Origin of the sequence: Nostocoides australiense Ben110 (assembly GCF_001050535.1) — a bacterium.
Taxonomy (GTDB): Bacteria; Actinomycetota; Actinomycetes; order Actinomycetales; family Dermatophilaceae; genus Nostocoides_A; species Nostocoides_A australiense.
Window position 1 is genome coordinate 2,312,949 of record NZ_HG764815.1, and the last position, 24,762, is coordinate 2,337,710.

Consider the following 24,762-nt stretch of genomic DNA (forward strand, 5'->3'; position numbering starts at 1 on the left):
CGCCTGTGGAGTTGCGGCAGGGCGAGGCGGCCGCGGCGTTCCCCGAGTTGGAGGGGGGCGTCGATGTCGTCGTGAGCAACCCGCCCTATATCCCTGCCGGCCAGGTGCCCGTCGACCCCGAGGTCCGCGACCACGATCCTGAGCTGGCTCTCTATGGCGGCTCCGCCGACGGGCTCACCATCCCGCTGGCCGTCGCCGCCCGGGCCGCCCGATTGCTGCGTCCCGGAGGGGTTTTCGTGATGGAGCATGCCGACACCCAGGGCGAGGCCCTCGTCCGCGTCCTCCGTCGAGAGAGCGATTCGACCCCGTCGAGATGTCATCGCTGGGTCGACGTGGTGGACCACCTCGACCTGACCGGCCGCCCCCGGGCGGTTGTCGCTCGCCGAGCAGCGGGGGAGGGGCAGGCGGGCTGCTGATCGCGCCGATGCCCGGGAACATACTCACCGATCTATGCGTGGCGCTCATGATTGTCTTGTGTTTCTGCTATTGGACGCATGGCTGAGCGATGCCGCACCCTGGAGTCATGAGCAATTTCATCAAGAACTTCCTCAAGGACCTTCGCCCGACGAAGGCCGACATCGAACTCATTGCGGCCATCAAGGCCTACCCCGCTCGGGGCGGCAGCGCCGTCGTCGTCCTGCCGCACGCCTCGCGCACCCACCAGGACGTCACCCGCTGATCCGTCGCCCGTCCGTGCCGCGGGAGCGGCCCGGGAACCGGGTCGCGCGGACTTCGACTCGGTGACGGTTGCCGGAGAGACTGTGCTCGTCGCGAGGAATCCTTCGAGCGAATGGATCCTGGAGGCCCGAGAAGCCAGCAACCCGGCGGTGCGCTGGATGCATCGCATCTGCACCTATCCGATACACGGCTACACCGGAGGCCGCGCCGAGTCCGGCCCGGTGGTCGTCGATTCGGGTGGTCGAAAGCTGGCGCTCATCAAGGACTTCTCGCTGTGTGACGATCACGGCAACTGCTCCAGGAACTGGCAACGCGTCGGCATCACGGCGTTGGACGTCAGCACGGGCGAGGTCGCGTGGTCCACGATGGATTCCGATGCGCCAGAGGTCATCCCGGCAACACCCAACCGCTGGTCGAACGTCCGGCTGCTCGGCGTCACCGAGGGGGGTCGCTGTCCTGGCAGGCACGGGCTGGGACGGCGTCGGAGTCGGAGGTGGCCGAGTGATCGTCAACGAGATCCGGGCCGTCGACCGTTTCGGACGCCCGCAGCTGTCCGGCGACGTCGCGGGGCTCGATGTCCGGCGGGGGGAAGAACTCTGGCGCGTGCCGGGAGGACGTCTGCAGGCCCGGGGAACCAGCGACGATCTGGTGCTCGCCGGCCCCCTGGTTGAGTTCGGCGGGCGGGTCCAGGTTGATCGCCGTCGCTACCGGCGACACGCTTCGCCAAGGCGAGGTCGGCGGCGAGTGGCGGTGGATCCCGGCGGTGGTTGCCTGTGCCTATGGCAAGCACCTGCGGACCTACACCGGCTGGTGCTCGCCGCCGAGCCCGACAACCTCGACTACCGGGCCGACAGCGGACCCGTGCGCATCGTGTCCCTGACGCGGTGAATAAGCCGTGTCCGTGACGCGGTGAGTCAGTCCCACCAGAGCGCGATGGCGGGCAGGCAGGTGCCGGCGGCGAGGGCGTCGATCGACCCGACGCCCTGGTCGACCGCATCGGGGCAATAGAGGTAGATCTCCATGGCGCGCGCGAGGCGCTCCTCAGGCGTGGTCGCCGGCCGGGCGATTCGGGCCGAGAGGATGTCGAGCGAGAGACCGACGACCTCCAGGCCCCACTGGCCGGACCACCGACGCAGCACGGTCGCGTGCTCGCTCTCGTCGATGTCGTAGTTCACCGCTCCCGACCAGCCGAGCACGGAGGGTGCCTCCCAGCCGTATGCGGCGGGCACGAGCGCGATCTCCGTCGCCTCGCCGAGGGTGACGCCGAGCAGGTCGTCCCAGGTGTCCGTGCCGGGCACGGGTTCGGCTTGGCCGCGGATCGGGCCTTCTTCACCGAACCGCTCGGCATATTTCGCCTCGAACCACGCCCGCCCATCGCCGGCGGCATACGGTTGTGCAGAGCCCGGCCCGCCGAACTCGAAAATCGTGCTCTCCCAGAGACCTTCGCCGACCACGATCGGCCAGTAGCCGGTGTGAGGGTGTAGGTCACGGAGCCGTTCCCACACCTCCAGTGTCGACTCTGTCTCTGGGACAACGAGACTCAGCACCCGCATCCCGGGGCGCACCTCGCCACGGTCGGTGGGCGGTGGCAGCGCGAGGCCGGCATCGGCATACAGCTGGCGTGGATCGTCCACCGGCACAACGGTATCCGCCACCGCGACGGGGTCGGGTGCGAATGGTGGCACAGGTAGCGGCGCGGGCGGGGACGGAGCCGGCTCGCTCTTGGAGCGGCGGCGGAAGATCATGGCCGGTCGTCCACCATCGCCGGTGCGGCGGCCTTGGTGTCGCGGTCGACGAGCGCCCGCGCCGCCGCCTCCTGCTCGGGGCTTTCCCACGCGATCGCGTCGAGCGCGGCGGATGTCTCCTCGGCGATGCGCGCGACCTGCTTGGGGCAGATCAGGCCCATCTCGCGCAGGATGGGGGCGGCCCCGATGTAGGTGTCGACGAAGTGCAGCCCCTTGGCCGCCCACTCCGCCCGCTCGTCCGGGGAGGTGGCTACGACGTCGTGAATGATGACTGTCGCAACGGATTCCGGGTGCTGCTGCAGGATCGTCTCGCCGGTCAGGGGGTCGCCCTGGCCGCTGTCGCCGATGAAGACGATCCGGTATTCGGGGAAGAGCCGGCTGTAGTTGTCGATATTGGCGACCTTCTTGGCGGCCATGTCGTCCTTGCTCCGTAGCGCGAGGAAGCTGCCGCCGATGACGTTGACGCTGGCGATGCCGGCCTTGGCCAGGCTTTCGCGGGTCGCGCCCTCGATGAGGCTGAGGGCATCGTCCGGACGGGCGGTGACGAACGCGAGGTCGCCGCGGGAGAACGGCGGTTCACTGGTGCCGAGATCGAGCGCCTCGTAGACGGCGAGGATGCCGGGGATGACCTCGCCCTTGGGGTAGCGCTTCTCGTGGATCCGGGAGAAGGCTGTGTCGTCGATATCGGAGAGCACCTTGGTGCCCGCGATACCGACAGCCGGGGCCTCGGCAGCGAAGTGCGCGAGGATCGCGTCGCGGATCTCGTCACTGTCGATGTCCTCGAAGACGAGGCCCTCGAGGTCGTGGGCGTCGGTGCGCATGTTGATGGCGTTCTTGACCTCGGTCAGTTCGCGCCCGCCGACGGCGAGGAAGAGATCGCGCATCAGTTCCTCGTCCGCGTCACTGGTGTGCCCCCGCTGCAGGCCGTAGAGCAGCGACGCGCGCGCCGCCACCGACAGCCCGCTCGCGCGACTGCGGAACAGCTCGCGCAGGGCGGTGCGCCGGTCAGGGCCGAACACCCGGTCATCGACGCTCCCGAAGAGGTCACCGGCGTCCACGCCCGCCACGGCCGAGCTCAGCTGCTCGTCGTCGAGACTGTGCAGCAGGTCGAGGACGTGGCCCTCCTCGCCGGCGCTGGTGACCCCGGCGATCAGCGCGCGCAGGGTGACCGCGGGGTCGGGTCGGCCGGGGTCGGGTTCCGCGGACTCCGGATTGCCGGGATCAGGGTGGGTGGCGCTCACCCACCCATCTTGTCAGCGGCCGGGTCGCGGGTTCCCGGTCAGGCGGTGTCGCGTTTGCGGTAGCTGATCCAGCCGTAGTCGGCGCGTTCGCCCAGGGGTGGGGTGTAGGTGGTTCCGCTGCGGGGGTGCCGGTTGCCGGTGCTGGTGTCGCCGTCGGTGGTGTCGCCGTCGCCGTCGCCGTCCCGGCCACAGCGCCCCGGCCGGGTCACCCACGCCGCCGCGGCCATCCGCCTCATCGTCCGCGTCGCAGCCCGCGTAATCGTGCGCGTGATAGTCCGCGTTGGTGTTCGCGCCGTAGTCCGCGTCATCGTCCGCGTTGGTGTTCGTGTCGTCGTGCCCGGTCTCGTCGTGCCCGGTCTCGTCGTGGCCGGGCACGCCCGGCGCGCCGGTAACCGCGTCGCCGGCGCCTTGGTAGTCGGCGCCTTGCTCGTCGGCGTCTTGGTTGTTGGCGGTTTGGTCGTCGGTGAACGGGTCAGCCGCGCTGGTGGTGTCAGCCGCACTGGTGGTGTCGGCGGTCGTCGTGGTGTCGGTGGTGTCGTCGTCGAAGAAGTAGCGGCTGGTCGCGCGTCGCAGTTGGGTGACGGTCATTTTCGGTGCGAGTTCGCAGACGGATTCTTCGTAGGCCGCCGGGACGCGGGAGGCGATCACGACTGCTTGGTCCAGGGACAGCCTGCCGGACTCGAACAGGCCGGTGACGATGGGCATCCGCGCGCGGGCTTGGGCAAGGGTCACGATGTGGGCTGCGGTGGCCGGGGAGAGCCCGGCCCGCAGCGCCAGCCAATGTGCCGGGGAACGGATCCCGCCGTGGGCGCCCCACGCGTCGGCGGCGATCACCCGCGCGGTCAGGTCGACCAGTTGCGCATGCCAGTGGTTCAGCTCGCCCGCGATGACCGTGGCGTCCTCCCACCACTGCTGGTGTTCACGTTCGCGTGCGGTGGAGCGCGGTAGCTCGATAACGCTCATCTCGAAAGACCCCCAGTCATCTCGACGTACCCAGTTTCCGGTGGCGACCGCACCTCGCCCGTGGTGCCAGCCGTCTGGGCCTCCCGACGCCGGTGTCGGGAGATCTGTTTATCGTACACCAGTTCTAGTCCTGGTGCAACCCGGTTGTGTTGCGGCGCAACCTTTTTCGCAGGTGAATGGGTCACGGGAAGGGTGCCCCGGGTTGCGTTACCGCCACCCTAACGAGAGGGTCCGACAACCTCTCCGACAACCTCTGCGACAGGCGTCCGGCCGGCCCCGAGACCGGCCCACGCGGCCGGCCCGCGGCCGCCCGGGCACCCACCCGCGAAGGTCAGGCAGAAGGACGCTGTGAGCCGCCCACGATCCGCACACTCGCCGGGTCGATGGTCACCGTGAGTGAGGTGACGCCCGCGACGGCGTCGCCGTCGACCTGCGTGGGGACGGGGCGACTGGGCGTGACACGCAGGCGGGAGCACGCGGCATACCGTAAAGCGCTGGCGCGCACCGGCATCCGCAAGCCTTGCGCGGCGACGGCGGCCCACTGGTGCGGCCAGCGGACGCTCGCGACGAGCGTCTCCAGGCGGCCGTTCGTGGGGTCGGCGCCGGGGAAGACCAGGATGCCCGGTGGGACGCGTGGGCAGTTCGCGGCGAGCACGCTCCACGCCTGAACCTGCCGTGCCGGTTCGTCGTCGAGCGCCACCTCCATCGGAATGGGGCGGTGCAGCAGGTGGCGGGCGCCGGACTCGAAGTAGGCGAGCCAGCCGACGCGGGACTTGATGATCGCGCGCGTCCCGAGCACGGTGGCGGCGTCGTTGCCGATGCCGGCGAGGACCAGGAAGGGCAGGCGCCGCTCGCCCCCGTCGGCGGTATGCAGCGTGGCCCAGCCGAGGTCGAGAGCGCGCGCCTCACCGTGGACCGCCCGCGCGGCGTTCGCCGCCAGGGCACGGGGGGCGAGGTGGATGTTGCGGGCGAAGATGTTCGCGGTCCCGATCGGGACGACACCCACCGGTATGCCGCTGCCCGCCGTCCCCGCGGCGACCTCGCGAACCGTGCCGTCGCCACCGCAGACGACCAATCGCTGCGCGCCGTCCGCGATCGCCTGCCGTGCCACCCCGGCGCCGGGGTCCTCGACGGTGGTGGTGATCACGGCCGGCGGCTCCGCGCACTCCCGCTCGATTGCCTGGATCGCCTTGCGCCACTGCGGTTTCGACGGATTCGCGATGACGGCGATCGCTTCGGTCGTCGTCACCGCGTGGCCCGGCCCATCCGCATATGGGCCACCCTAGTCACCGGGCGCGGCACCACCTCGCACCGCTGGGACGTGACGCATCACAAGACCGTGTCACTACCGGTCGTGCGCCGTCACCACCGGGTGTGCGTCCGATATCGGTGAGCCTCCGAGCTCGAAGCCGGGGGCCTCTGGAATCACTGCCATCCCACCAGTCGCATGTGTAACAGTACTGTTGCGATGACGCGACACTCCGCGCAGCGGCGCCGAGCCGCGCCGGTCCTGATCTAATTTCTCGTCCCACGTCGGACGGGAATGCACGAGGAGGAGCGATGAGGACGAGGCACGCGCCGTCGGCAACCCGAAATCTCGCGATCACCCGGGCCGGGATTCCCGCCGCCCCGGCCGTTTTCGTCTCGCCTCATCAAGACGACGAACTGCTGTTCATGGGCGCGGCGATCCGGGAACACGTGGCTCGGGGTCGTGATGTGCGGGTGTTGCTCATCGGCCGCGGAAACAAATCCTCCGTGCGGACTCGGCCGTGCCTGCAGGAAATGCTCGACCGAACGCCGTGTGAGAAGGAATTCGGCGCCGTCCGCGACCGGGAGTTCGAGTGGTCGGTGCGCGGTCTCGGCGCCACGCCCATCATCCCCACCTGGGAGGACCGGCTCGACGAAAACGCCGTCACCCCCGCCGACGTGGCCGCGATCATTCGCAAGCACGCGCCGTCGGGCAGCGATCTGAAGACCGTCAGCGAATACGGCGACGAATACCACAGCGACCATTTCGCGTGCCATGACGCGGTCGCCTCGCTCTTCGCCGGCGGTTGGACCGACATGCCGCCGCGCTATTACACACTGTGCTTCCGCAAGCAGGCCGTCCTTGACGCCGGGCTACGCGTCGTCCGCGAGGGTGTTTCGACACCGATTGCCCCGGAACACCAGGAACCCTACAAATTCGTCAACGTCGAGGAATCGCGCTGGGGTGTCGGCGACACATCCGTGCGCAAGTTCTTCAGCGCGCAGGCCCGCGACCCCTTTTCCTATCGCGTGGTCGAGACCGAGCCCGCTCGCCTCCCGGCGCTCACCACGTCGCCCCGCGAGCCCGTGGCGGCGCCGCGGCCCGCACCATCGCCCAACGTCCCGGCGCGCGCGCGCGTGGAGTCTTGGTTCCGGGTGCCTGACATGTGACCCTGGGTGCCGTGAGCCAGGCACCCGCGGCCCCCGCCTCGACCGCCCTGGCCGAGGACCCGGCCGAGCGCCCCTCGCGTGTCGGGTCCCTCGACGCCGCCCGCGGGGTCATGCTCATCCTCAGCGTCAGCGCCGAGGCTGTCCTCGCGCCCCGCCCCGAGGCCTTCGTCCACACCAAATGGGTCGGCCTGCACTACTACGACTGGATCTTCCCGCTCTTCGTCACCCTCTCCGGCTGCGGCATGGCGTTCGCCTTCCGCAACCACGTGCGCTGGCGCCGCAACGCCCGCCGCGCCCTCGTGCTCGTCCTCGCCGGGCTGGCATACAACTATGTCGCCGCGCCCGAACGTGGGCTCGCCGACCTGCGCTTCACCGGAGTGCTGCAGCTGTATGCCGCGCTGGTCGTCCTCGTCGCGCTGCTCCACCATTGGCTGCGCTCGGCACGGGCGTGGATCGCCTTCACGCTGGTGTGGTCGGGTCTGCTCACCCTGTTCTGGTTCGCCGTCTCGCGCGACTGCGTCGGCGGTATGCCGCAGCCCACCTGCAACCCCACCCTCACCGTCGAGGGAGCGTGGCTGGGCGGCCTCGACCACCTCTACCGGCTCGGGAAGCGAGGCTTCGAGACCGAGGGGATCCTCGGCATACTCGGCGCACTGTCCATCGCCTCGGCCGGCGTGGTCGTCGGCCACCTGCTCGCCGACCGGCACCGGCAGCGGCATACCGTCGCCCGGTTGCTCGCGTGGGCGGCCACCGTCGCCATCGCTGGCTGGGCCTTCGCCCAGGTCGTGCCCGCCCTGAAGTGGTTGTGGACCCCGTCATACGGCCTGATCACGGCGACCGCCGGCGTGCTCCTGCTCACCCTGGCCTACGCCGTCGTCGACACCGGACCCCATCGCGCGATCGGCTACCGGCTGGCCTATCCGCTCCGGGCCCTGGGCCGCAACAGCCTGCTGGTCTACTTCGGCTCGCACGTGGCGATGATGATCATGCTGCGACTGGGCGAGCCCAGCCTCCCCGAGCGACTCTCGGCGAAACTCGGCTGGACCGGTCACCCCCACCTTGCCTGGGTGATCGCCTCCGTCCTGGCCTGGTGGGCGCTCGCGCTGGTGCTCGACCGCAAGCGGATCTACGTGCGGGCCTGAACCCGCATGGTGGCGGCGCGTACAGACTTTAGACTCACGCCCATGAGTCCGGTGGTCGATGCCAGCACGCCCGAGAGTCAGGAGATCGCCGTCGAGGCGGCGGTCAGCGCGGTGCGCAGCGGGCACCTCGTCGTGATGCCGACCGACACCGTCTACGGCATCGGGTGCGACGCCTTCGACGCGGGGGCCGTGCAGGCGCTGCTCGATGCCAAGGACCGCGGGCGGGACGTGCCGCCGCCGGTGCTCATCGGCGCGTTGCGCACCCTGGATGGGATCGCCACCGACATTCCGCCGTATGTCCGTGACCTCGTGGAGCGGTTCTGGCCCGGCGCGCTCACGGTCGTGTTGACGGCTCAGCCGTCCCTGCACTGGGACCTGGGGGAGACGGGCGGGACGGTGGCCGTGCGGATGCCCGACGACCCGATCGCCCTGGAGATCCTCGAGCAGACCGGTCCGATGGCCGTCACCAGCGCGAACAAGCACGGTATGCCGCCCGCCACCAGCGTCCTGGACGCCGCCACCCAGCTCGGCTCGGCCGTGGAGGTGTATGTCGACGGCGGGCCGCGCACCAGCCAGGAGCCGTCGACGATCCTCGACTGCACCGGCGCCGAGCCGGTCGTGTTGCGCGCCGGGGCGATCAGCGAGGACGACCTGTTGGCCGTGACGGCGCCGATCGAGGCCGAGCCGGAGCACGTGAACGAGGTGCACGACGAGGCCGAGGTGCACGATCAGACTGGCGGGGCGGGCGTGGACAGCGCCGGCTCCGAGCCGCCGCAGCAATAGAGTGGGCGGAACCGGATCACACCCGCCGACCGGCCCGACGACAAGGGAAGCCCGATGACCTTCTACGGTTCCGACTACGACGCCCTCGAAGCCTTCGACCCGGAGATCGCCGGCGTCCTGATGAGCGAGCTGGACCGGCTCCGCGGCGGTCTGCAGCTGATCGCGAGCGAGAACCTCACCTCGCCCGAGGTCCTCACCGCCATGGGGTCGGTGCTGTCGATGAAGTACGCCGAGGGCTACCCCGGCCGCCGCTACTACGGCGGCTGCGCGGAGGTGGACAAGGCCGAGAACCTCGCCATCGAGCGGTGCAAGGCCCTCTTCGGTGCCGACCACGCCAACGTCCAGCCGCACAGCGGCGCCAGTGCCAACCAGGCCGTCTACGGTGCCTTCCTCAAGCCGGGCGAGACCCTCCTCGCGATGTCGCTGCCGCACGGCGGGCATCTCACCCACGGCACCAAGGTCTCCTTCTCCGGCAAGTGGTTCAACGCCGTCCACTACGGCGTCGACGCCGAGACCGAGGACATCGACTACGACCAGGTCGAGGCCCTCGCCAAGGAGCACCGCCCCACGGTGATCCTCGCCGGCGGCTCGGCGATCCCGCGGCTGATCGACTTCGAACGCTTCCGCGCCATCGCCGACGAGGTCGGGGCGATCTTCTGGGTCGACGCCGCGCACTTCATCGGGCTCGTCGCCGGCAAGGCGATCCCGAGTCCCGTGCCCTACGCCGACGTCGTCTCCTTCACCACGCACAAGGTGCTGCGCGGCCCGCGCTCCGGCGCCATCGTCTGCACCGAGGAGCACAAGGCCGCAATCGACAAGGCGGTCTTCCCGATGATGCAGGGCGGGCCGATGATGCACGTCATCGCGGCCAAGGCGGTCAACTTCAAGGAGTGCGGGACGCCGGAGTATGCCGCGTACGCCAAGCAGGTCGTGGACAACGCCTCGGTCCTGGCGACCACGCTGGGCGAGCACGGCATCCGGCCCACCACCGGCGGCACCGACACCCACCTGTCGCTGCACGACCTGCAGGGCGTCGGGGTCAGCGGCAAGGACGCCGAGGCCCGCGCCGACGCGGCCGGCATCGTCTTGAACAAGAACGCCATCCCCAACGACCCGGCCCCGCCGTCGGTCGCCTCCGGCATCCGCGTCGGCACGCCCTGCGTCACGACCCAGGGCATGGGGACCGAGGAGATGAAGACCATCGCGGGCCTGATCGCCAAGGCCGTCACCGAGGGGGACGCCGACCCCGGCCACCCGGTCTCCCAGGAAGTCCGGGCTGCGGTGACCGACCTCGTGATGCGCTTCCCGGCATACCCGCGCTGACGCTCGGCCGGCCTGACCGCGGGTGCGCGAGTACATCTTCGTCCTGATCGTCGCGATGGCGACGACCTACCTCGCCGTGCCCGCGGCATACCGGCTGGCGGTGCGATTCGGGGCCTTCACCCAGGTGCGCGACCGCGACGTGCACGCCGTGCCGATCCCGCGGCTGGGGGGAGTGGCGATCTTCGCCGGCTTCGCCGCGGCAACCTTCACCGCGTCGAAACTGCCTTTCCTGACACAGGTTTTCGACACCCCTGAGCTGTGGGGAGTGCTGCTCGGGGCGGGTGTGATCTGCCTGCTCGGCGCCATCGACGACATCCGCGAGCTGGACCCGCTCACCAAACTCGGCGGGCAGATCGTCGCCGCCGCCATCATGGCCTTCTTCGGCGTTCAACTCTTCAGCCTGCCGGTCTTCGGCGTCACGACGGTGCTCCCGGCGCCGGTGCTCGCGACCCTGACGATCTTCGCCGTGCTCGTCTCGACGAACGCCGTCAACTTCATCGACGGCCTCGACGGACTCGCCTCCGGCGTCGTCGCGATCGCGGCCGCCACCTTCTTCGCCTACAGCTACTACATCTCCCGCGGGTTCGACCCGCCCAATGTGTTCAGCTCGGCGAGCTTCATCTCTGCCGCCCTGCTCGGGTGCTGCCTCGGCTTCCTGCCGCACAACTTCTATCCGGCCCGGCTCTTCATGGGCGACAGCGGCGCCCTCCTGCTCGGGCTGCTGCTGGCGGCGGCGATGATCTCCACGACGGGCGGGGGCAGCCCGGCCCAGGTCTCCGGCAACGAGGTCGGTGCGGCGCTGCTGCCCCTGCTGGTGCCGTTCGCGATCATCCTGTTGCCGCTGCTCGACGTCGTCCTCGCGATCGTGCGCCGCACCCGCGCCGGCCGCCACCCGTGGAGCCCCGATGCCCAGCACCTGCATCACCGCATGCTGCAGATCGGCCACGGACACCGGCGCGCGGTCCTGCTGCTGTGGCTCTGGGCCGCCGTCGCGTCCTTCGGCTGTGTCGCCTTCGTCTTCCTCCCTCCGCTGGTGGCCGGTAGCATCTTGATCGCGGCCCTCGCGCTCACTGCGAGCCTGACCCGCTGGCTGCCCCGTTTCTCCGCGGCGGGCCACCGGCCCAAGACGTACGCGCCCGACGTATGACGCGCCAGCAGCGATAATGGCGCGGTGAGCGTTCCTGCAGCGGTCGGCCCGCCGAACCCCTTCGCCGCGATGACCCGCACCGCGTTCATCCCGACCCTGCTGGTCGGGCCGATCGCGATCGCCATCGCGTTCTTCGCGGGGGGCGGGCGCGCCGCGGGTGGGGCGGCTTTAGGGTATGCCGTGACGATCGCCTTCTTCCTGCTCGGCATGATCGTCATGAACCGGTTCGCCGCCAACACCCCGCCGCTGCTGTTCATGGCCACCGCGCTGGCCGTCTTCTTCGGGCAGCTGATCTTCCTGCTGCTCGTGATCTTGTTCTTGCAGAACGCCGACTGGCTCGACGGCCGGGCGTTCGGCCTGACCGCCCTCGCGGTGGCGCTGGTGTGGCAGATCTTCCAGGTCGTCGGCTATCTGCGCACCCGGCGCCTCGTCTTCGACGAACCCACGACACCGGCGAGTTCGCCGTCCGAGGCGAGCCCGCGGCATACCGCATGAGCGGCCCGCTGCCGGGCGAGAAGGAGGGCGGGGACGAGCGGGGGCCCACCCCGCTCGAGCGCAAGGACGCGGGGCACCCCGGGCAGACGACGCCGCCGATGTGGGACGCGCTCTCGTATGTCCTGGCGGGGCCGCTCTTGTTCGGCGGAGTGGCCTACTTGCTCGACCGCTGGGTCGGCACGTCGTGGCTCGTCTTGCCAGGTGTCCTGATCGGTATGGCCGTTTCGCTTTACACGGTATGGGTCCGGTACGGTAGGCAGTGATTTCCCCGACCACCTCCGCTCGCCTCCCCCGGTGAGTGGTGCTCTGGCACGGGGTCATGCATGTCCAGATCGTCCGAGGAGACCACGTGAGTCTGAGCCTGGTAGGCCTAGCCCTTGCCAGCGAGGGTGAGTCGGAAGGCTTCCACGCCCCGTCACCCGAAGAGTTCTACTGGCCGATCTTCGGCAGTGGTGATTGGACCTTCACCCGGCCCATGTTGATGATGGCCCTTTCGGTGCTCATCCTGGGCGTTTTGCTGGTGACCTTGACGAAGAAGGCGGCGATCGTCCCGGGCAAGGGGCAGTGGATGGTCGAGCAGGCCTACGACTTCGTCCGAAACGGGATCGCCCGCGACATCATCGGGTCCAAGGACTTCCTGAAGTACACGCCGCTTCTCTTCAGCCTCTTCACGCTGATCCTGCTCAACAACCTCTTTGGCATCATCCCGCCGATCCAGTACCCGACGATGAGCCGCATCGGCTTCCCGATCGCCCTGACTCTCATCGTGTATGCCGTGTATCACATCGCCGGCATGCGGCGAAAAGGCGTCGGCCACTACCTCAGCGGCATGATCCCCAAGGGCCTGCCCAAGCCGATCTATGCGCTGATCATCCCGCTGGAGTACGCGACCTACTTCATCATCCGGCCGCTCACCCTGGCCTTGCGACTCTTCGGCAATATGTTCGCCGGCCACATGCTGCTGCTGCTGTTCATCATGGGTGGCGAATACATGTTGCTCCACGGCGGGCCGGGCCTGAAGGTCGTCTCCGTCGGATCGTTCCTGATGGCGCTGATCTTCACCGCCTTCGAAGCCCTGATCCAGTTCCTGCAGGCCTACATCTTCACCCTCCTCGCCGCGACCTACATCTCGGACGCGATCTCCGAGGAGCACTGACCCCAAGCTGTCCGGTCGGAGGGCGGGTCCCACTGACCGCAAATCACAACTGAATAACCCGCAGAGACTTCCGCTCGGCGCAGTGCCGGTGTCGGATCACACAGAAATGGAAGAGGACCTTTCATGCAAGGCAATATCGCGATCCTCGGCTACGGCCTGTCGGCTATCGGCCCCGGTATCGGCATCGGCCTGATCTTCGCCGCCTTCATCAACGGCGTCGCCCGCCAGCCCGAGGCCCGCGGCATGCTCCAGGGCATCGCCATCCTCGGCTTCGCCCTCGCCGAGGCGCTCGCCATCTTCGGTCTGGTTCTCGCGTTCGTCTTCCGCTGATCCGCAGCACCACCGATTCGTTCGCACCGAGCACTAGGAGAACGCCGTGCACTTGACAGGTCTCGCACCGCTGGTGACCTTCGTCGCGGAAACCGAGGGAACCGCGGGAGGCGACCCGGTCGCCGGGCGGACCCCGATCCTGCCCCTGTGGGGGGAGCTGATCTTCGGGATCATCGCCTTCGCGATCCTCTACTGGGTCGTCGCCAAGAAGGTCGTGCCCAACCTCGAGAAGGCGTATGCCGCCCGCGCGGCCGCCATCGAGGGTGGCATGGCCCAGGCCGAGGAAGCGCAGGCCGCCGCCGATGCCGCCAAGGCGCAGTACGAGGCCCAGCTCAAGGACGCCCGCACTGAGGCGAGCAAGATCCGCGAGGATGCTCGCGTCCAGGGCACGCAGATCGTCAACGAGATGCGTGGCCAGGCGCAGGCCGAGGCCACCCGGATCACCGACGCCGCCCACCGGCAGATCGAGGCCGAGCGCTCGCAGGCCGCCGCCAGCTTGCGCGGTGAGGTGGGTCGCCTCTCGACCGACCTGGCCAGCAAGATCGTCGGGGAGTCCCTCCACGACGAGGCCCGCCAGAAGGGCATCGTCGATCGCTTCCTCGCCGAACTCGAATCCGGCGACCTGAAGCCGCAGAAGGTCGAATCCTGATGCGCGGCAGCTCTCGTGCTGCCGCTGCGGCGGGGATGGACGCCCTGCGCGAGGTCGTCGGTTCCGTCGACGCCGCCGACCTGGCCGAGCAGCTTTTCGCGGCCGGTTCGACCATCGACGGCAACGCGACCCTGCGCCGCGCCCTGACCGACCCCTCCCGCGAGGGCGAGGCCAAGGACGGCCTGGCGCGCCGGCTCTTCGGCGGCAAGGTCTCCGACCAGGCCACCCACGTGCTCGCCGTCCTGGCGGGCCAGCGCTGGGCGGACGAGCGGGACCTGAGCGACACCATCGAGAACTTCGGTGTCGCGGCCCTCGCCGAGAGTGCCGACCGAGCCGGCCGGCTGCAGCAGGTCGAGGACGAGCTCTTCCGGTTCGAGCGCATCGTTGACGGCACCCCGCAACTGCGGGACGCCTTGACCAACCGCCAGGGCAACCCTGCGGGCAAGGCCGAACTCGTGGAGCGGCTGCTCGACGGCAAGTCCGCACCGGAGACGGTTCGCCTCGCCAAGCAGGCCGTCGGCAAGCGCAGCGACAAGCGCCTCGACGCCATCCTCGAGTCCTACCTCAAGCTCATCGCCGACCGGCGCGGCCAGCTGACCGCCGTCGTCACCTCCGCCCAGGAGATCAGCGGCGAGGAGCGGCAGCGGCTCGCCGGCGCGCTCGAGCGGCTCTACGGCCGCCCGATCCAGGTCCAGTCGATCGTCGACCCCCAGATCGTCGGCGGCCTGAAGGTCCAGGTCGGCGACGAGGTCATCGACGGCACCATCGCCACCAAGCTCGAAGGGGCCCGTCGCCACTTCGGCGGCTGACCCCACACCCCGCGGACGGCCCCCGGCCGACCACAGTCACACAAGCGACATACAGACAGCCCCGCAGCCACCGCGGACGCCAAAGGAGAGAAGAAGAGATGACGGAGCTTTCGATCCGTCCCGAGGAGATCCGGGACGCGCTGGACGCCTATGTCCAGTCCTACCAGCCCGGCCAGGCCTCCCGGGAGGAGGTCGGCCGCGTCATCGACGCCGGTGACGGCATCGCACACGTCGAGGGCCTGCCTTCGGCGATGACGAACGAACTGCTCCAGTTCGAGGACGGCACCCTGGGCATCGCGCTCAACCTCGACGTCCACGAGATCGGTGTCGTCATCCTCGGTGACTTCTCCAAGATCGAAGAAGGCCAGACCGTCAAGCGCACCGGTGAGGTCCTCTCGGTGCCGGTGGGCGACGCCTTCCTCGGCCGCGTGGTCAACCCGCTTGGCCAGCCGATCGACGGCCTCGGCGATATCGCCGACGAAGGGCGCCGCGCCCTGGAGCTGCAGGCCCCCAACGTCGTCTCCCGCAAGTCGGTGCACGAGCCGCTGCAGACCGGCCTGAAGGCCGTCGACGCCATGACCCCCATCGGTCGTGGCCAGCGTCAGCTGATCATCGGTGACCGGCAGACCGGCAAGACCACCGTCGCGGTCGACACCATCATCAACCAGAAGGAATTCTGGGACACCGGTGACCCGACCAAGCAGGTGCGCTGCATCTACGTCGCCATCGGCCAGAAGGGCTCGACCATCGCCTCCGTGCGTGGCACCCTTGAGGACGCCGGCGCGCTGGAGTACACCACGATCGTCGCCGCGCCCGCGTCCGACTCGGCCGGCTTCAAGTACCTCGCGCCCTACACCGGCTCGGCCATCGGCCAGCACTGGATGTACCAGGGCAAGCACGTCCTGATCGTCTTCGACGACCTGTCCAAGCAGGCCGAGGCCTACCGCGCCGTGTCGCTGCTGCTGCGCCGCCCGCCGGGCCGCGAGGCCTACCCCGGCGACGTCTTCTACCTGCACAGCCGGCTGCTCGAGCGCTGCGCGAAGCTGTCCGACGACCTGGGCGCCGGGTCGATGACGGGTCTGCCGATCATCGAGACCAAGGCCGGTGACGTCTCGGCCTATATCCCGACGAACGTCATCTCCATCACCGACGGGCAGATCTATCTGCAGTCCGACCTGTTCAACTCCAACGTCCGCCCGGCGATCGACGTGGGTGTCTCCGTCTCCCGTGTCGGTGGTGCCGCGCAGATCAAGGCCATGAAGCAGGTCTCCGGTCGGCTCAAGCTCGACCTGGCCCAGTTCCGTGCGCTCGAGGCCTTCGCGATGTTCGCCTCCGACCTCGACCCGGCCTCGCGTGCCCAGCTCGCGCGTGGTGGTCGCCTGGTGGAGCTGCTCAAGCAGAAGCAGTCCAACCCCTACCCGGTGGAGGAGCAGGTCGTCTCGATCTGGCTCGGCACCACGGGCAAGCTCGACGACATCGAGGTCGAGGACGTCCAGCGTTTCGAGACCGAGTTCCTCGACTACCTGCGCCGCGAGAACAAGGGCATCCTCGACACGATCCGCGAGACGACCAAGTTCGAGGACGACACCGAGAAGTCCCTCGAGGGTGCTGTCGATGCGTTCAAGAAGCAGTTCGACGGTTCCGGTTCGCACAATGTGCCGGTCGGTCACGAGCCGGACCCGGGCCACCTCGAGCACGAGATCGACCAAGAGCAGATCGTCCGCCAGCGCTGACGCGCTGACGCGATCAGACCTCCCACCACAGAGAGGCAGAACTTATGGGAGCGCAGATCCGGGTCTACCGGCAGCGCATCCGCTCGGTGTCGGCGACGAAGAAGATCACCCGGGCAATGGAACTCATGGCGGCTTCGCGTGTCGTCAAGGCCCGCACGGCCGTCCTCGAGTCCGCGCCCTACACGCACGCGCTGACCACGGCGCTGTCGGCACTCGCCACGCACAGCAACTACGACCACCCGATGACCACGGAGGTCGAGAACCCCACGCGGGCCGGTGTGCTCATCCTGACCAGCGACCGCGGTCTGGCCGGTGCCTACGCCTCGGGAACGATGAAGGAGAGCGAGCGCCTCATCGGGGAGCTGCGCGCGGACGGCAAAGAGGTCGTTCCCTATCTGGTTGGGCGCAAGGCGGTGTCCTACTACAAGTTCCGCGGCCGCGACTACGCCGCGGAGTGGACCGGTAACACCGAGAAGCCCCAGGTCGAGCGGGCTCGAGCGATCTCCGAGCGGCTGATCGAGGACTTCCTGCGGCCGACCGAGGAGGGCGGCCTCGACGAGATCCACGTCGTCTACACGCGCTTCAACACGATGGTCAACCAGCAAGCCCGCGTGCTGCGGCTGTTGCCGATCGAGGTCGTCGACGCCCCCGAGGACGCGAACCACGACGGCGTCAAGGACATCCTGCCGCTCTACCAGTTCGAGCCCAACGCCGAAGAGGTTCTGCACACGATGCTGCCGCGCTATGTCACCGCGCGCATCTGGACCTGTCTGCTCAGCGCCGCGACGTCCGAGCTGGCCGCCCGCCAGCGCGCGATGAAGTCGGCCACGGACAACGCCGAGAACCTCATCAACACCTACACCCGGCTGGCCAACCAAGCGCGCCAGGCGGAGATCACCCAAGAGATCAGCGAAATCGTCGGCGGTGCCAGCGCCCTGGCCGAGAGCAAGTGAGGAAACCAGATATGACCGCGACTGTCACCGATTCGGCCCAGGACACCCAGCAGGGTGGCGTCGGCCGCATCTCCCGCATCATCGGCCCGGTCGTCGACGTGGAGTTCCCCGCCGACGCCATGCCGAACCAGTACAACCTGCTCACCACCGAGGTCAGCCTCGCCGGTGAGGGTGGGGGCGAGGGCACCAAGACCCTCAACCTCGAGGTCGCCCAGCACATCGGCGACAACATGGTGCGCGCCATCTCCCTGCAGCCGACCGACGGCCTGGTGCGCGGCACGGCCGTGCAGGACAGCGGCGGCCCGATCACCGTGCCCGTCGGCGATGTGACCCTCGGCCACGTCTTCAACACCACGGGCGTGTGCCTGAACCTCGAGCAGGGCGAGACCCTCGATGTGCAGGAGCGGTGGGGCATCCACCGCCCGGCACCGGCCTTCGACCAGCTCGAGTCCAAGACCGTCATGTTCGAGACCGGCATCAAGGTCATCGACCTGCTGACCCCGTATGTGCAGGGCGGCAAGATCGGTCTGTTCGGTGGTGCCGGCGTCGGCAAGACCGTGCTCATCCAGGAGATGATCGCCCGGGTCGCCCGTGACCACGGCGGTGTGTCGGTGTTCGCCGGTGTCGGCGAGCGCACCCGTGAGGGCAACGACCTGATGGTCGAGATGGAGGAGGCCGGCGTTCTCGGCCAGACCGCCCTCGTCTTCGGTCAGATGGACGAGCCGCCGGGCACGCGTCTGCGCGTCGCCCTCTCGGCGCTGACGATGGCGGAGTACTTCCGCGATGTGCAGAAGCAGGACGTGCTGCTGTTCATCGACAACATATTCCGCTTCACCCAGGCCGGTTCCGAGGTCTCCACGCTCCTCGGCCGCATGCCGTCCGCCGTGGGTTACCAGCCCACCCTCGCCGACGAGATGGGTGTGCTCCAGGAGCGCATCACCTCCACGCGTGGTCACTCGATCACCTCGATGCAGGCGATCTATGTGCCGGCCGACGACTACACCGACCCGGCCCCGGCGACGACCTTCGCCCACCTGGACGCCACCACCGAGCTCTCGCGTGAGATCGCCTCGCTCGGCATCTACCCGGCCGTGGACCCGCTGACCTCCACCAGCCGGATCCTGGATCGCCGTTACATCTCCGATGACCACTACAACACCGCGGTGCGCGTGAAGCAGATCCTCCAGCGCAACAAGGAACTGCAGGACATCATCGCCATCCTCGGTATCGACGAGCTCTCCGAAGAGGACAAGATCCTCGTCAACCGGGCTCGCCGCATCCAGCGCTTCCTGTCGCAGAACACCTACGTCGCCAAGCAGTTCACCGGCATCGAGGGCTCGACAGTCCCGCTGAACGAGACCATCGAGGCCTTCACGAAGATCTGCGACGGCGAGTACGACCACGTCGGCGAGCAGGCCTTTTTCATGTGCGGTGGCCTCGACGACGTCGAGCGCCAGTGGGCGGAGATTTCCAAGAACCTCTGATTTCGCTCCTCATCACCGATGCAGGGATCCCCCCCGGACGTCGTCCGGGGGGATCCCTGCTTCGGCGATCGTCGAGGCTCGGCGATCGCCGAAGGAATCGCGATCAACGCGGCATCCCGGCCGACCCCGCGGGCGAAGAGCACGCTGGGCGGTCGGTTAGACTTGGTGGCAATCCTTCTGTCGAAACCCGTCGATGCCGAAAGGTTGCTCTCGTGGCTCCGTTGCAGGTTGAACTGGTCGCCGCCGACCGCGAGGTCTGGTCCGGCGAGGCGAGCATGGTCTCGGCGCGCTCCGTCGAGGGCGACATGGGCATCATGCCCGGGCACGAGCCGACGCTGGTGGTGCTCGCCGAGGGCGAGGTCCGTGTCCACGGCACCGACGGCCCGCGCAAGGTCCACATCGACGGCGGCTTCCTGTCGGTCGACCAGGACAAGGTCACCATCGTCTCCGAGGTCGTCGAGGGCATCGACGGCTGACGCCGCGATCGCCTCGCAGCCGGAGGAGGGCGCGTGGGACTGCTCGAGATCACCGAGCTGGTCCTCGGAGTGCTGCTCGCGCTCCTGCTGGTCTGTATCGGCTTCGTCCTGGTGCGCCGACACCTCATCGCGGACGACAAGCCCCTGATGCTGTGCGCGCTGCGAACCCCAGCCAAGCCCGAGTGGCGGCTGGGGTTGCTGCGTTTTGGGGGCCAGAGCCTGGACTGGTTCACCATCTTCGGTCCTGCGCTGCGGCCGGCGACCACGTGGAACCGCTCGACCTTCCAGCTCGGCCCTCCCGCACCGAGCGCCGAGCTCGTCCCCGTGCTGGGGGAAGCCCTGACGGCCCCGGCCTCCGATCAGGGCGGGGACTTCGAGATCGCGATGCAACCGGCCGCGCTGACCGCCATGCGGGCCTGGATGGAGTCCTCGCCACCTGGCTCCAGCACGAGCCTGCCGGGTCAGTTCACCTGATCCCGGGGCGCGTCGTCGTCGGTGAGCGGGTCATCCGCAGCGATCGTCCTCGTCCGCTTGACCGGTGCCGCCGCCCGCCCGCCACCGGGTCGCCACAGCACGTCGCCCCCGTCGTCTACATTGGCGACCCGCGCGAGGATGAACAACAGGTCCGAGAGCCGGTTGAGATAGGTCGCGGTGAGCGGGTTGATCCCACCCGGTGCCGGCGCGGGGGCGGGGGTCACGTCATACCGCTCGATCGCCGCCCAGGTGGCGCGCTCGGCCCGCCGCACGATGGTGCACGCGAGGTGCAGGTACGCCGAGGCGGCCGTCCCGCCGGGCAGGATGAAGGAGCGCAGCGACTCGAGCCGGCCGTTGAAGTGGTCGCAATCCGCCTCCAACTCATCGACCCATTCCGCCTGCACCCGCAGCGGCTCATGGTCGTATGCCGGCCGCACCGGCGTCGCGAGATCCGCACCGACGTCGAAGAGGTCGTTCTGCACCCGCAGCAGCACCTCGCGCACGTCGTCGCGCAGCTGCCCGGCGGCGATCGCCACCCCGATCGCCGCGTTGGCCTCGTTGGTGTGGGCGTAGGCAGCCAGGCGGGCGTCGGTCTTGCGCGTGCGGGTGAAGTCGCCGAGCGCGGTGCTGCCGTCGTCTCCGGTGCGGGTGTAGATGCGGGTGAGGTTGACCATGGGTCCAGCCTGCCGCATGCGCAACGTCATCACATTACGGTCACGAGATCCGGGAGTGACGCGTGTCACCCAACCGGATGGGGCCCTACTGCGTATATAACAGTGTGAACCGGATGCAGGGGGTTGGAGTTATGGGACCGGCGCTACGCGAGAGGACCGCCCAGGTGGTGGTCGCCGACCACGCCGAGGGACGCCTCGTGACGATCACGGGCGTCATCGATGTCCACTCTGCGGCCGACCTGCGAGGCGATCTGCATGCGTTGATCGATGACGGCCGGGGGACCCCGCTGCTGCTCGATCTCGGCCGGGCCGAGATCACCGACGCCACCGGGCTCGGGTTGCTCCTCGAATGCCACCGCCGGGGCCGGCGCCACGGGCGGGAGATGCGCCTGGTCGCCGTCAGCGACGGTTCGGAGCGGCTGTTCCGCCGGCTGGCCCTGCGCCGGCAGTTCGCGCCGCGACCCGCATACCGCTGATTCACACCCACTGCAGCGTCATGCCGGGACCGCCCGGTCTCACCGGTGTCATTGGTCACGAGCCCGGCTTCGAGGCGCCGGCCGCCGGGTAGCGTTCTTGGCATGACTGATCGTGATCGTCCCTGGGTGATGCGCACCTATGCCGGGCACTCGAGCGCTGCGGCGAGCAACGAGCTCTACCGGCGCAACCTGGCCAAGGGTCAGACGGGCCTGTCCGTCGCTTTCGACCTGCCGACGCAAACCGGTTACGACCCCGACCACGCCCTCGCCCGCGGCGAGGTCGGCAAGGTCGGCGTCCCGATCAGCCACATCGGCGACATGCGCGCGCTCTTCGACGGCATCCCGCTGACGGCGATGAACACCTCGATGACGATCAACGCCACCGCGATGTGGTTGCTGGCGCTCTACCAAGTCGTCGCGGAGGAGCAGGCGATCGCTGCGGGCGAGGACCCGGACGCGGCGCGGCATACCCTCGCCGGCACCACCCAGAACGACATCATCAAGGAATACCTCTCCCGCGGCACCTACGTCTTCCCGCCCGGCCCGTCGATGCGCCTGCTCACCGACGTCGTGACCTACACGGTGCGGGAGATCCCGAAGTGGAACCCGACCAATGTGTGCAGCTATCACCTGCAGGAGGCCGGCGCGACCCCGGTGCAGGAGATCGCCTTCGCGATGTCCACGGCGATCGCCGTGCTCGACGAGGTCCGCGACTCCGGGGCCGTGCCGGCGGAGGAGTTCGGCGCTGTCGTCGCCCGCATCTCCTTCTTCGTCAACGCCGGGGTGCGCTTCGTCGAGGAGATGTGCAAGATGCGCGCTCTGGTCGCGTTGTGGGACGAGCTGACCCAGGAGCGGTATGGCGTCACCGACGCCAAGCAGCGTCGCTTCCGCTACGGGGTGCAGGTCAACTCCCTCGGCCTGACCGAGGCGCAGCCGGAGAACAACGTCCAGCGCATCGTGCTCGAGATGCTGGCCGTGACCTTGTCCAAGGACGCGCGGGCGCGCGCGGTGCAACTGCCGGCGTGGAACGAGGCGCTCGGCCTGCCGCGCCCGTGGGACCAGCAGTGGTCGCTGCGGATCCAGCAGGTGCTCGCCTACGAGTCGGACCTGCTGGAGTATGACGACCTGTTCGCCGGGTCGCCGGTGGTCGAGGCGAAGGTCGCCGAACTCGTCGCCGGCGCCAAGGAGGAGATGGCGCGGATCGCCGAGATGGGCGGGGCGGTCGCAGCCGTCGAGAGCGGCTATATGAAGTCGGCCCTCGTTGCCTCGCATGCCCGCCGCCGGGGGCGTATCGAGGCGGGTGAGGACATCATCGTCGGTGTCAACAAGTTCGAGACCACCGAGCCCAACCCGCTGACGGCCGACCTGACGACCGCCATCCAGGCCGTCGACCACGACGTCGAGGTCAAAGCGGCCGAAGCCGTGCAGGCCTGGCGCGCGGCGCGAGACGCCGACCCCGCCAAGAAGGAGCGAGCCGCGGCCGCGCTGGCCCGGCTCAAGGAGGATGCCGCGGGCACCGGGAGCCTGATGCCCGCGACCCTGGAGTGCGCCCGGGCCGAGGTGACCACGGGCGAGTGGGCCGGGGCGCTGCGTGAGGTGTTCGGCGAATTCCGGGCTCCCACTGGGGTTTCCGGGTCCGTCGGCGTGGCCGAGGCCGGCGACGAGCTGATGGCCGTGCGGGCGTCGGTGGCCGACCTCGAGAAGGAACTCGGCGAGAAGCTGCGCGTCCTCGTCGGCAAGCCCGGCCTCGACGGCCACAGCAATGGCGCCGAGCAGATCGCCGTCCGGGCCCGGGACGCCGGCTTCGAGGTGATCTATCAGGGCATTCGCCTCACGCCCGAGCAGATCGTCGCCGCGGCTGTCGCCGAGGACGTCCACCTCGTCGGCGTCTCCATCCTGTCCGGCTCCCATATGGAGCTCGTGCCCGAGATCTTGAGTGGCCTGCGGGACGCGGGGGCGGGCGATATCCCCGTCGTCGTCGGTGGCATCATCCCCGAGTCCGACGCCGTCAAACTGACCGACCAGGGCGTCGCCGCCGTCTTCACCCCCAAGGACTTCGGTCTCAACGAGATCATGGCCCGTTTCGTCGAGATCATCCGGGCGTCGACCTCGGTCCCCGCCTGACCCGAGGAATCTCTGCTAGCAAAGGCTGGTCGAATCAGCACACCTAGCACGGTGTGCTGATTTGACGACTCTCTGCTGAGTTGCGGCTAGGTTTGGCCGGGTGAGTTTGCACTGCCCGGCGACGCTGATCGTCGCGCGCCACGCGGAGGCCGAGTATTCCCATGGGGATCTGCTCTCCGACGAGGGTGGGCGCCTGACGGCGCGCGGCCGGGAGCAGGCGGCGCAACTGGCAACACGGCTGGGCGAGAAGCGGATCGCGCTCGTCTACACGAGTCCCCTCGCGCGGGCCGTCGAGACGGGCCGGATCGCCGCGACAGGCCTCGGTGTCGGGCACCGTGAGATGGCCGGCTTGCAGGAGTTCAGCGTCGGGGACCTGGTCGGCGAACCCGTCGACGACGAGCGCCTGACCACGACGTATGCCGCGTGGCTGGCGGGGGAGCTGAGCCACCGCATACCCGGGGCCGAGTCGGGCGAGGAGGTCGTGACCCGGTTCCGTGAGGCCCTCTCGGCGATCGCCGACCTGCACCGCGGCGAGCACGTGCTTGTCATCTCGCACGGCGGCGTGATGTCGCTCGGGCTCCCGAACGTGGCCACGGGTGGTCCCGCCGGCAGCCCACCCCCGCTCGCGAACTGCGCGAGCGTGGACCTGAGCGCCGGCGACGACGGCTGGATCCTCGGCCCGTGGGCACCCGCGGAGGCGACTTAGAACAACCGGTGCTCGGAGGTGTCGATGCCCTTGAGTTCGTCGTAGTCGAGCACCACGCATCGTATGCCGCGGTCCTCGGCCAGGGTGCGCGCCTGCGGCTTGATCTGTTGTGCCGCAAAGATGCCCGTGACCGGGGCGAGGTGCGGGTCACGGTTCATCAGTTCCAGGTAGCGGGTCAGCTGCTCGACGCCGTCGATCTCGCCGCGGCGCTTGATCTCCACGGCAACCGTCACCCCGTCACCGTCGCGGCAGAGGATGTCGACCGGTCCGATGGCGGTCATGAATTCGCGCCGCACGAGCGAGTAGCCGTCGCCGAGGGTGTGGATGTGTTCGGCGAGCAAGGCCTGCAGGTGGGCCTCGACGCCATCCTTGACCAGGCCCGGGTCGACGCCGAGGTCGTAGGTCGCATCCGAGACCACCTCGTGGATCCGCACGCGCAAGGCATCGTCGGACTTCGCGTGCCGCACGACCCACACCAGGGTCACCCCGTCGGCCGCCTCGTCCTCGTCGGGCACGGCCTCGGCCATCGAGCACGGCGGCGACATCCAGTTCAGCGGCTTGTAGGACCCGCCGTCACTGTGCACGAGCACCGAGCCGTCGGCTTTTACCATGAGCAGCCGGGTGGCCAGCGGGAGGTGGGCCGTGAGCCGGCCCTCGTAGTCCACACTGCACTTGGCGATCACGACGCGCACGAGGCAGAACTCTACGTCGCCCGCCCGCACAAAGTCCGACGTTTCGCGAGTCAGGACCCGCCAAACGTCGGACTTAGCGGCGGGGGGGGGG

27 protein-coding genes and 1 pseudogene are annotated in these 24,762 nt (G+C 69.0%); 22 read left to right on the plus strand and 6 right to left on the minus strand.

Going from position 1 to position 24,762, the window contains the following annotated elements:
* The 3 genes and pseudogenes from BN11_RS11090 to BN11_RS22645 all read left to right on the plus strand — a co-directional run.
* Positions 1–416: pseudogene (locus BN11_RS11090) on the plus strand (peptide chain release factor N(5)-glutamine methyltransferase); the annotation flags it as partial.
* A gap of 107 nt (positions 417–523) precedes the next feature.
* Complete coding sequence (locus tag BN11_RS22640) at positions 524–679, plus strand: hypothetical protein (RefSeq protein ID WP_157044091.1); 156 nt, start codon at positions 524–526, stop codon at positions 677–679.
* 500 nt (positions 680–1,179) lie between these two features.
* The gene (locus tag BN11_RS22645) at positions 1,180–1,566 is read left to right on the plus strand and encodes a hypothetical protein (protein WP_157044092.1); all 387 of its coding nucleotides are present in this window, start codon (positions 1,180–1,182) and stop codon (positions 1,564–1,566) included.
* A gap of 26 nt (positions 1,567–1,592) precedes the next feature.
* On the opposite strand, the gene BN11_RS21305 is transcribed toward BN11_RS22645, so the two are convergent.
* From BN11_RS21305 to BN11_RS11115, 4 genes are all read right to left on the minus strand, one after another.
* Positions 1,593–2,312 carry a DUF4253 domain-containing protein gene (locus BN11_RS21305; protein ID WP_162213216.1) on the minus strand — a complete coding sequence of 240 codons (720 nt, stop codon included), beginning with the start codon at positions 2,310–2,312 and terminating at the stop codon, positions 1,593–1,595.
* Between the two features lie 107 nt (positions 2,313–2,419).
* On the minus strand, positions 2,420–3,664 hold the full coding sequence (locus BN11_RS11105) for a phosphatase domain-containing protein (RefSeq protein ID WP_048697638.1): 1,245 nt from the start codon (positions 3,662–3,664) through the stop codon (positions 2,420–2,422).
* A 12-nt stretch (positions 3,665–3,676) separates the two neighbouring features.
* Positions 3,677–4,627 carry a 13E12 repeat family protein gene (locus BN11_RS11110; RefSeq protein ID WP_048697641.1) on the minus strand — a complete coding sequence of 317 codons (951 nt, stop codon included), beginning with the start codon at positions 4,625–4,627 and terminating at the stop codon, positions 3,677–3,679.
* A 331-nt stretch (positions 4,628–4,958) separates the two neighbouring features.
* On the minus strand, positions 4,959–5,876 hold the full coding sequence (locus BN11_RS11115) for a diacylglycerol/lipid kinase family protein (protein ID WP_048697644.1): 918 nt from the start codon (positions 5,874–5,876) through the stop codon (positions 4,959–4,961).
* 311 nt (positions 5,877–6,187) lie between these two features.
* Here BN11_RS11115 and BN11_RS11120 point away from each other — a divergent pair, with 311 nt between their 5' ends.
* The 16 genes from BN11_RS11120 (at position 6,188) to BN11_RS11195 (ending at position 19,999) form a co-directional block, all read left to right on the plus strand.
* Positions 6,188–7,045, plus strand: coding sequence for a PIG-L family deacetylase (locus BN11_RS11120; RefSeq protein WP_048697645.1), 858 nt, complete (start codon positions 6,188–6,190; stop codon positions 7,043–7,045).
* Between the two features lie 11 nt (positions 7,046–7,056).
* The gene (locus BN11_RS11125; RefSeq protein WP_157044093.1) at positions 7,057–8,187 is read left to right on the plus strand and encodes a heparan-alpha-glucosaminide N-acetyltransferase domain-containing protein; all 1,131 of its coding nucleotides are present in this window, start codon (positions 7,057–7,059) and stop codon (positions 8,185–8,187) included.
* Positions 8,188–8,229: 42 nt separating this feature from the next.
* Positions 8,230–8,970: an L-threonylcarbamoyladenylate synthase gene (locus BN11_RS11130; protein ID WP_083433693.1), complete on the plus strand. Its 741-nt coding sequence runs from the start codon at positions 8,230–8,232 to the stop codon at positions 8,968–8,970.
* 54 nt (positions 8,971–9,024) lie between these two features.
* Complete coding sequence (locus tag BN11_RS11135) at positions 9,025–10,293, plus strand: serine hydroxymethyltransferase (RefSeq protein ID WP_048697649.1); 1,269 nt, start codon at positions 9,025–9,027, stop codon at positions 10,291–10,293.
* A 22-nt stretch (positions 10,294–10,315) separates the two neighbouring features.
* Positions 10,316–11,440: an MraY family glycosyltransferase gene (locus BN11_RS11140; protein WP_048697652.1), complete on the plus strand. Its 1,125-nt coding sequence runs from the start codon at positions 10,316–10,318 to the stop codon at positions 11,438–11,440.
* Between the two features lie 24 nt (positions 11,441–11,464).
* Complete coding sequence (locus tag BN11_RS11145) at positions 11,465–11,935, plus strand: hypothetical protein (RefSeq protein WP_048697655.1); 471 nt, start codon at positions 11,465–11,467, stop codon at positions 11,933–11,935.
* Complete coding sequence (locus BN11_RS24695; protein ID WP_048697658.1) at positions 11,932–12,198, plus strand: AtpZ/AtpI family protein; 267 nt, start codon at positions 11,932–11,934, stop codon at positions 12,196–12,198. Before BN11_RS11145 ends, BN11_RS24695 begins: the two co-directional genes overlap by 4 nt.
* A gap of 86 nt (positions 12,199–12,284) precedes the next feature.
* Positions 12,285–13,091: a F0F1 ATP synthase subunit A gene (gene atpB, locus BN11_RS11155; protein WP_235435444.1), complete on the plus strand. Its 807-nt coding sequence runs from the start codon at positions 12,285–12,287 to the stop codon at positions 13,089–13,091.
* A gap of 123 nt (positions 13,092–13,214) precedes the next feature.
* Positions 13,215–13,421, plus strand: coding sequence for an ATP synthase F0 subunit C (gene atpE / locus BN11_RS11160; protein ID WP_048697661.1), 207 nt, complete (start codon positions 13,215–13,217; stop codon positions 13,419–13,421).
* A 46-nt stretch (positions 13,422–13,467) separates the two neighbouring features.
* Positions 13,468–14,070 carry a F0F1 ATP synthase subunit B gene (locus BN11_RS11165; protein WP_083433694.1) on the plus strand — a complete coding sequence of 201 codons (603 nt, stop codon included), beginning with the start codon at positions 13,468–13,470 and terminating at the stop codon, positions 14,068–14,070.
* Positions 14,070–14,879 carry a F0F1 ATP synthase subunit delta gene (locus tag BN11_RS11170; protein ID WP_048697665.1) on the plus strand — a complete coding sequence of 270 codons (810 nt, stop codon included), beginning with the start codon at positions 14,070–14,072 and terminating at the stop codon, positions 14,877–14,879. Before BN11_RS11165 ends, BN11_RS11170 begins: the two co-directional genes overlap by 1 nt.
* A gap of 98 nt (positions 14,880–14,977) precedes the next feature.
* Complete coding sequence (gene atpA / locus BN11_RS11175; protein ID WP_048697667.1) at positions 14,978–16,612, plus strand: F0F1 ATP synthase subunit alpha; 1,635 nt, start codon at positions 14,978–14,980, stop codon at positions 16,610–16,612.
* Between the two features lie 44 nt (positions 16,613–16,656).
* Positions 16,657–17,565 carry a F0F1 ATP synthase subunit gamma gene (locus BN11_RS11180; protein WP_048697668.1) on the plus strand — a complete coding sequence of 303 codons (909 nt, stop codon included), beginning with the start codon at positions 16,657–16,659 and terminating at the stop codon, positions 17,563–17,565.
* An 11-nt stretch (positions 17,566–17,576) separates the two neighbouring features.
* Complete coding sequence (atpD, locus tag BN11_RS11185) at positions 17,577–19,049, plus strand: F0F1 ATP synthase subunit beta (RefSeq protein WP_048697670.1); 1,473 nt, start codon at positions 17,577–17,579, stop codon at positions 19,047–19,049.
* 212 nt (positions 19,050–19,261) lie between these two features.
* Positions 19,262–19,525, plus strand: coding sequence for a F0F1 ATP synthase subunit epsilon (locus BN11_RS11190; RefSeq protein WP_048697673.1), 264 nt, complete (start codon positions 19,262–19,264; stop codon positions 19,523–19,525).
* Between the two features lie 33 nt (positions 19,526–19,558).
* Positions 19,559–19,999 (plus strand): DUF2550 family protein, encoded by a 441-nt coding sequence (locus BN11_RS11195; protein WP_048697675.1) that lies wholly within the window; start codon positions 19,559–19,561, stop codon positions 19,997–19,999.
* On the opposite strand, the gene BN11_RS11200 is transcribed toward BN11_RS11195, so the two are convergent.
* On the minus strand, positions 19,987–20,673 hold the full coding sequence (locus BN11_RS11200) for a cob(I)yrinic acid a,c-diamide adenosyltransferase (RefSeq protein WP_048697677.1): 687 nt from the start codon (positions 20,671–20,673) through the stop codon (positions 19,987–19,989). The genes BN11_RS11195 and BN11_RS11200 overlap by 13 nt on opposite strands.
* A 164-nt stretch (positions 20,674–20,837) precedes the next feature.
* On the opposite strand from BN11_RS11200, the gene BN11_RS11205 reads away from it, so the two are divergent.
* The 3 genes from BN11_RS11205 (at position 20,838) to BN11_RS11215 (ending at position 23,979) form a co-directional block, all read left to right on the plus strand.
* Entirely contained in the window at positions 20,838–21,149 is a 312-nt protein-coding gene (locus tag BN11_RS11205; protein ID WP_048697679.1) for an STAS domain-containing protein, read from the plus strand.
* 102 nt (positions 21,150–21,251) lie between these two features.
* On the plus strand, positions 21,252–23,273 hold the full coding sequence (locus tag BN11_RS11210; protein ID WP_083433696.1) for a protein meaA: 2,022 nt from the start codon (positions 21,252–21,254) through the stop codon (positions 23,271–23,273).
* Between the two features lie 100 nt (positions 23,274–23,373).
* Positions 23,374–23,979 (plus strand): histidine phosphatase family protein, encoded by a 606-nt coding sequence (locus BN11_RS11215; protein WP_048697684.1) that lies wholly within the window; start codon positions 23,374–23,376, stop codon positions 23,977–23,979.
* Here BN11_RS11215 and nucS read toward each other — a convergent pair.
* Positions 23,976–24,671, minus strand: coding sequence for an endonuclease NucS (gene nucS / locus BN11_RS11220; RefSeq protein ID WP_048701284.1), 696 nt, complete (start codon positions 24,669–24,671; stop codon positions 23,976–23,978). The two genes, BN11_RS11215 and nucS, sit on opposite strands and share 4 nt — an antisense overlap.
* Positions 24,672–24,762: the final 91 nt, after the last annotated feature.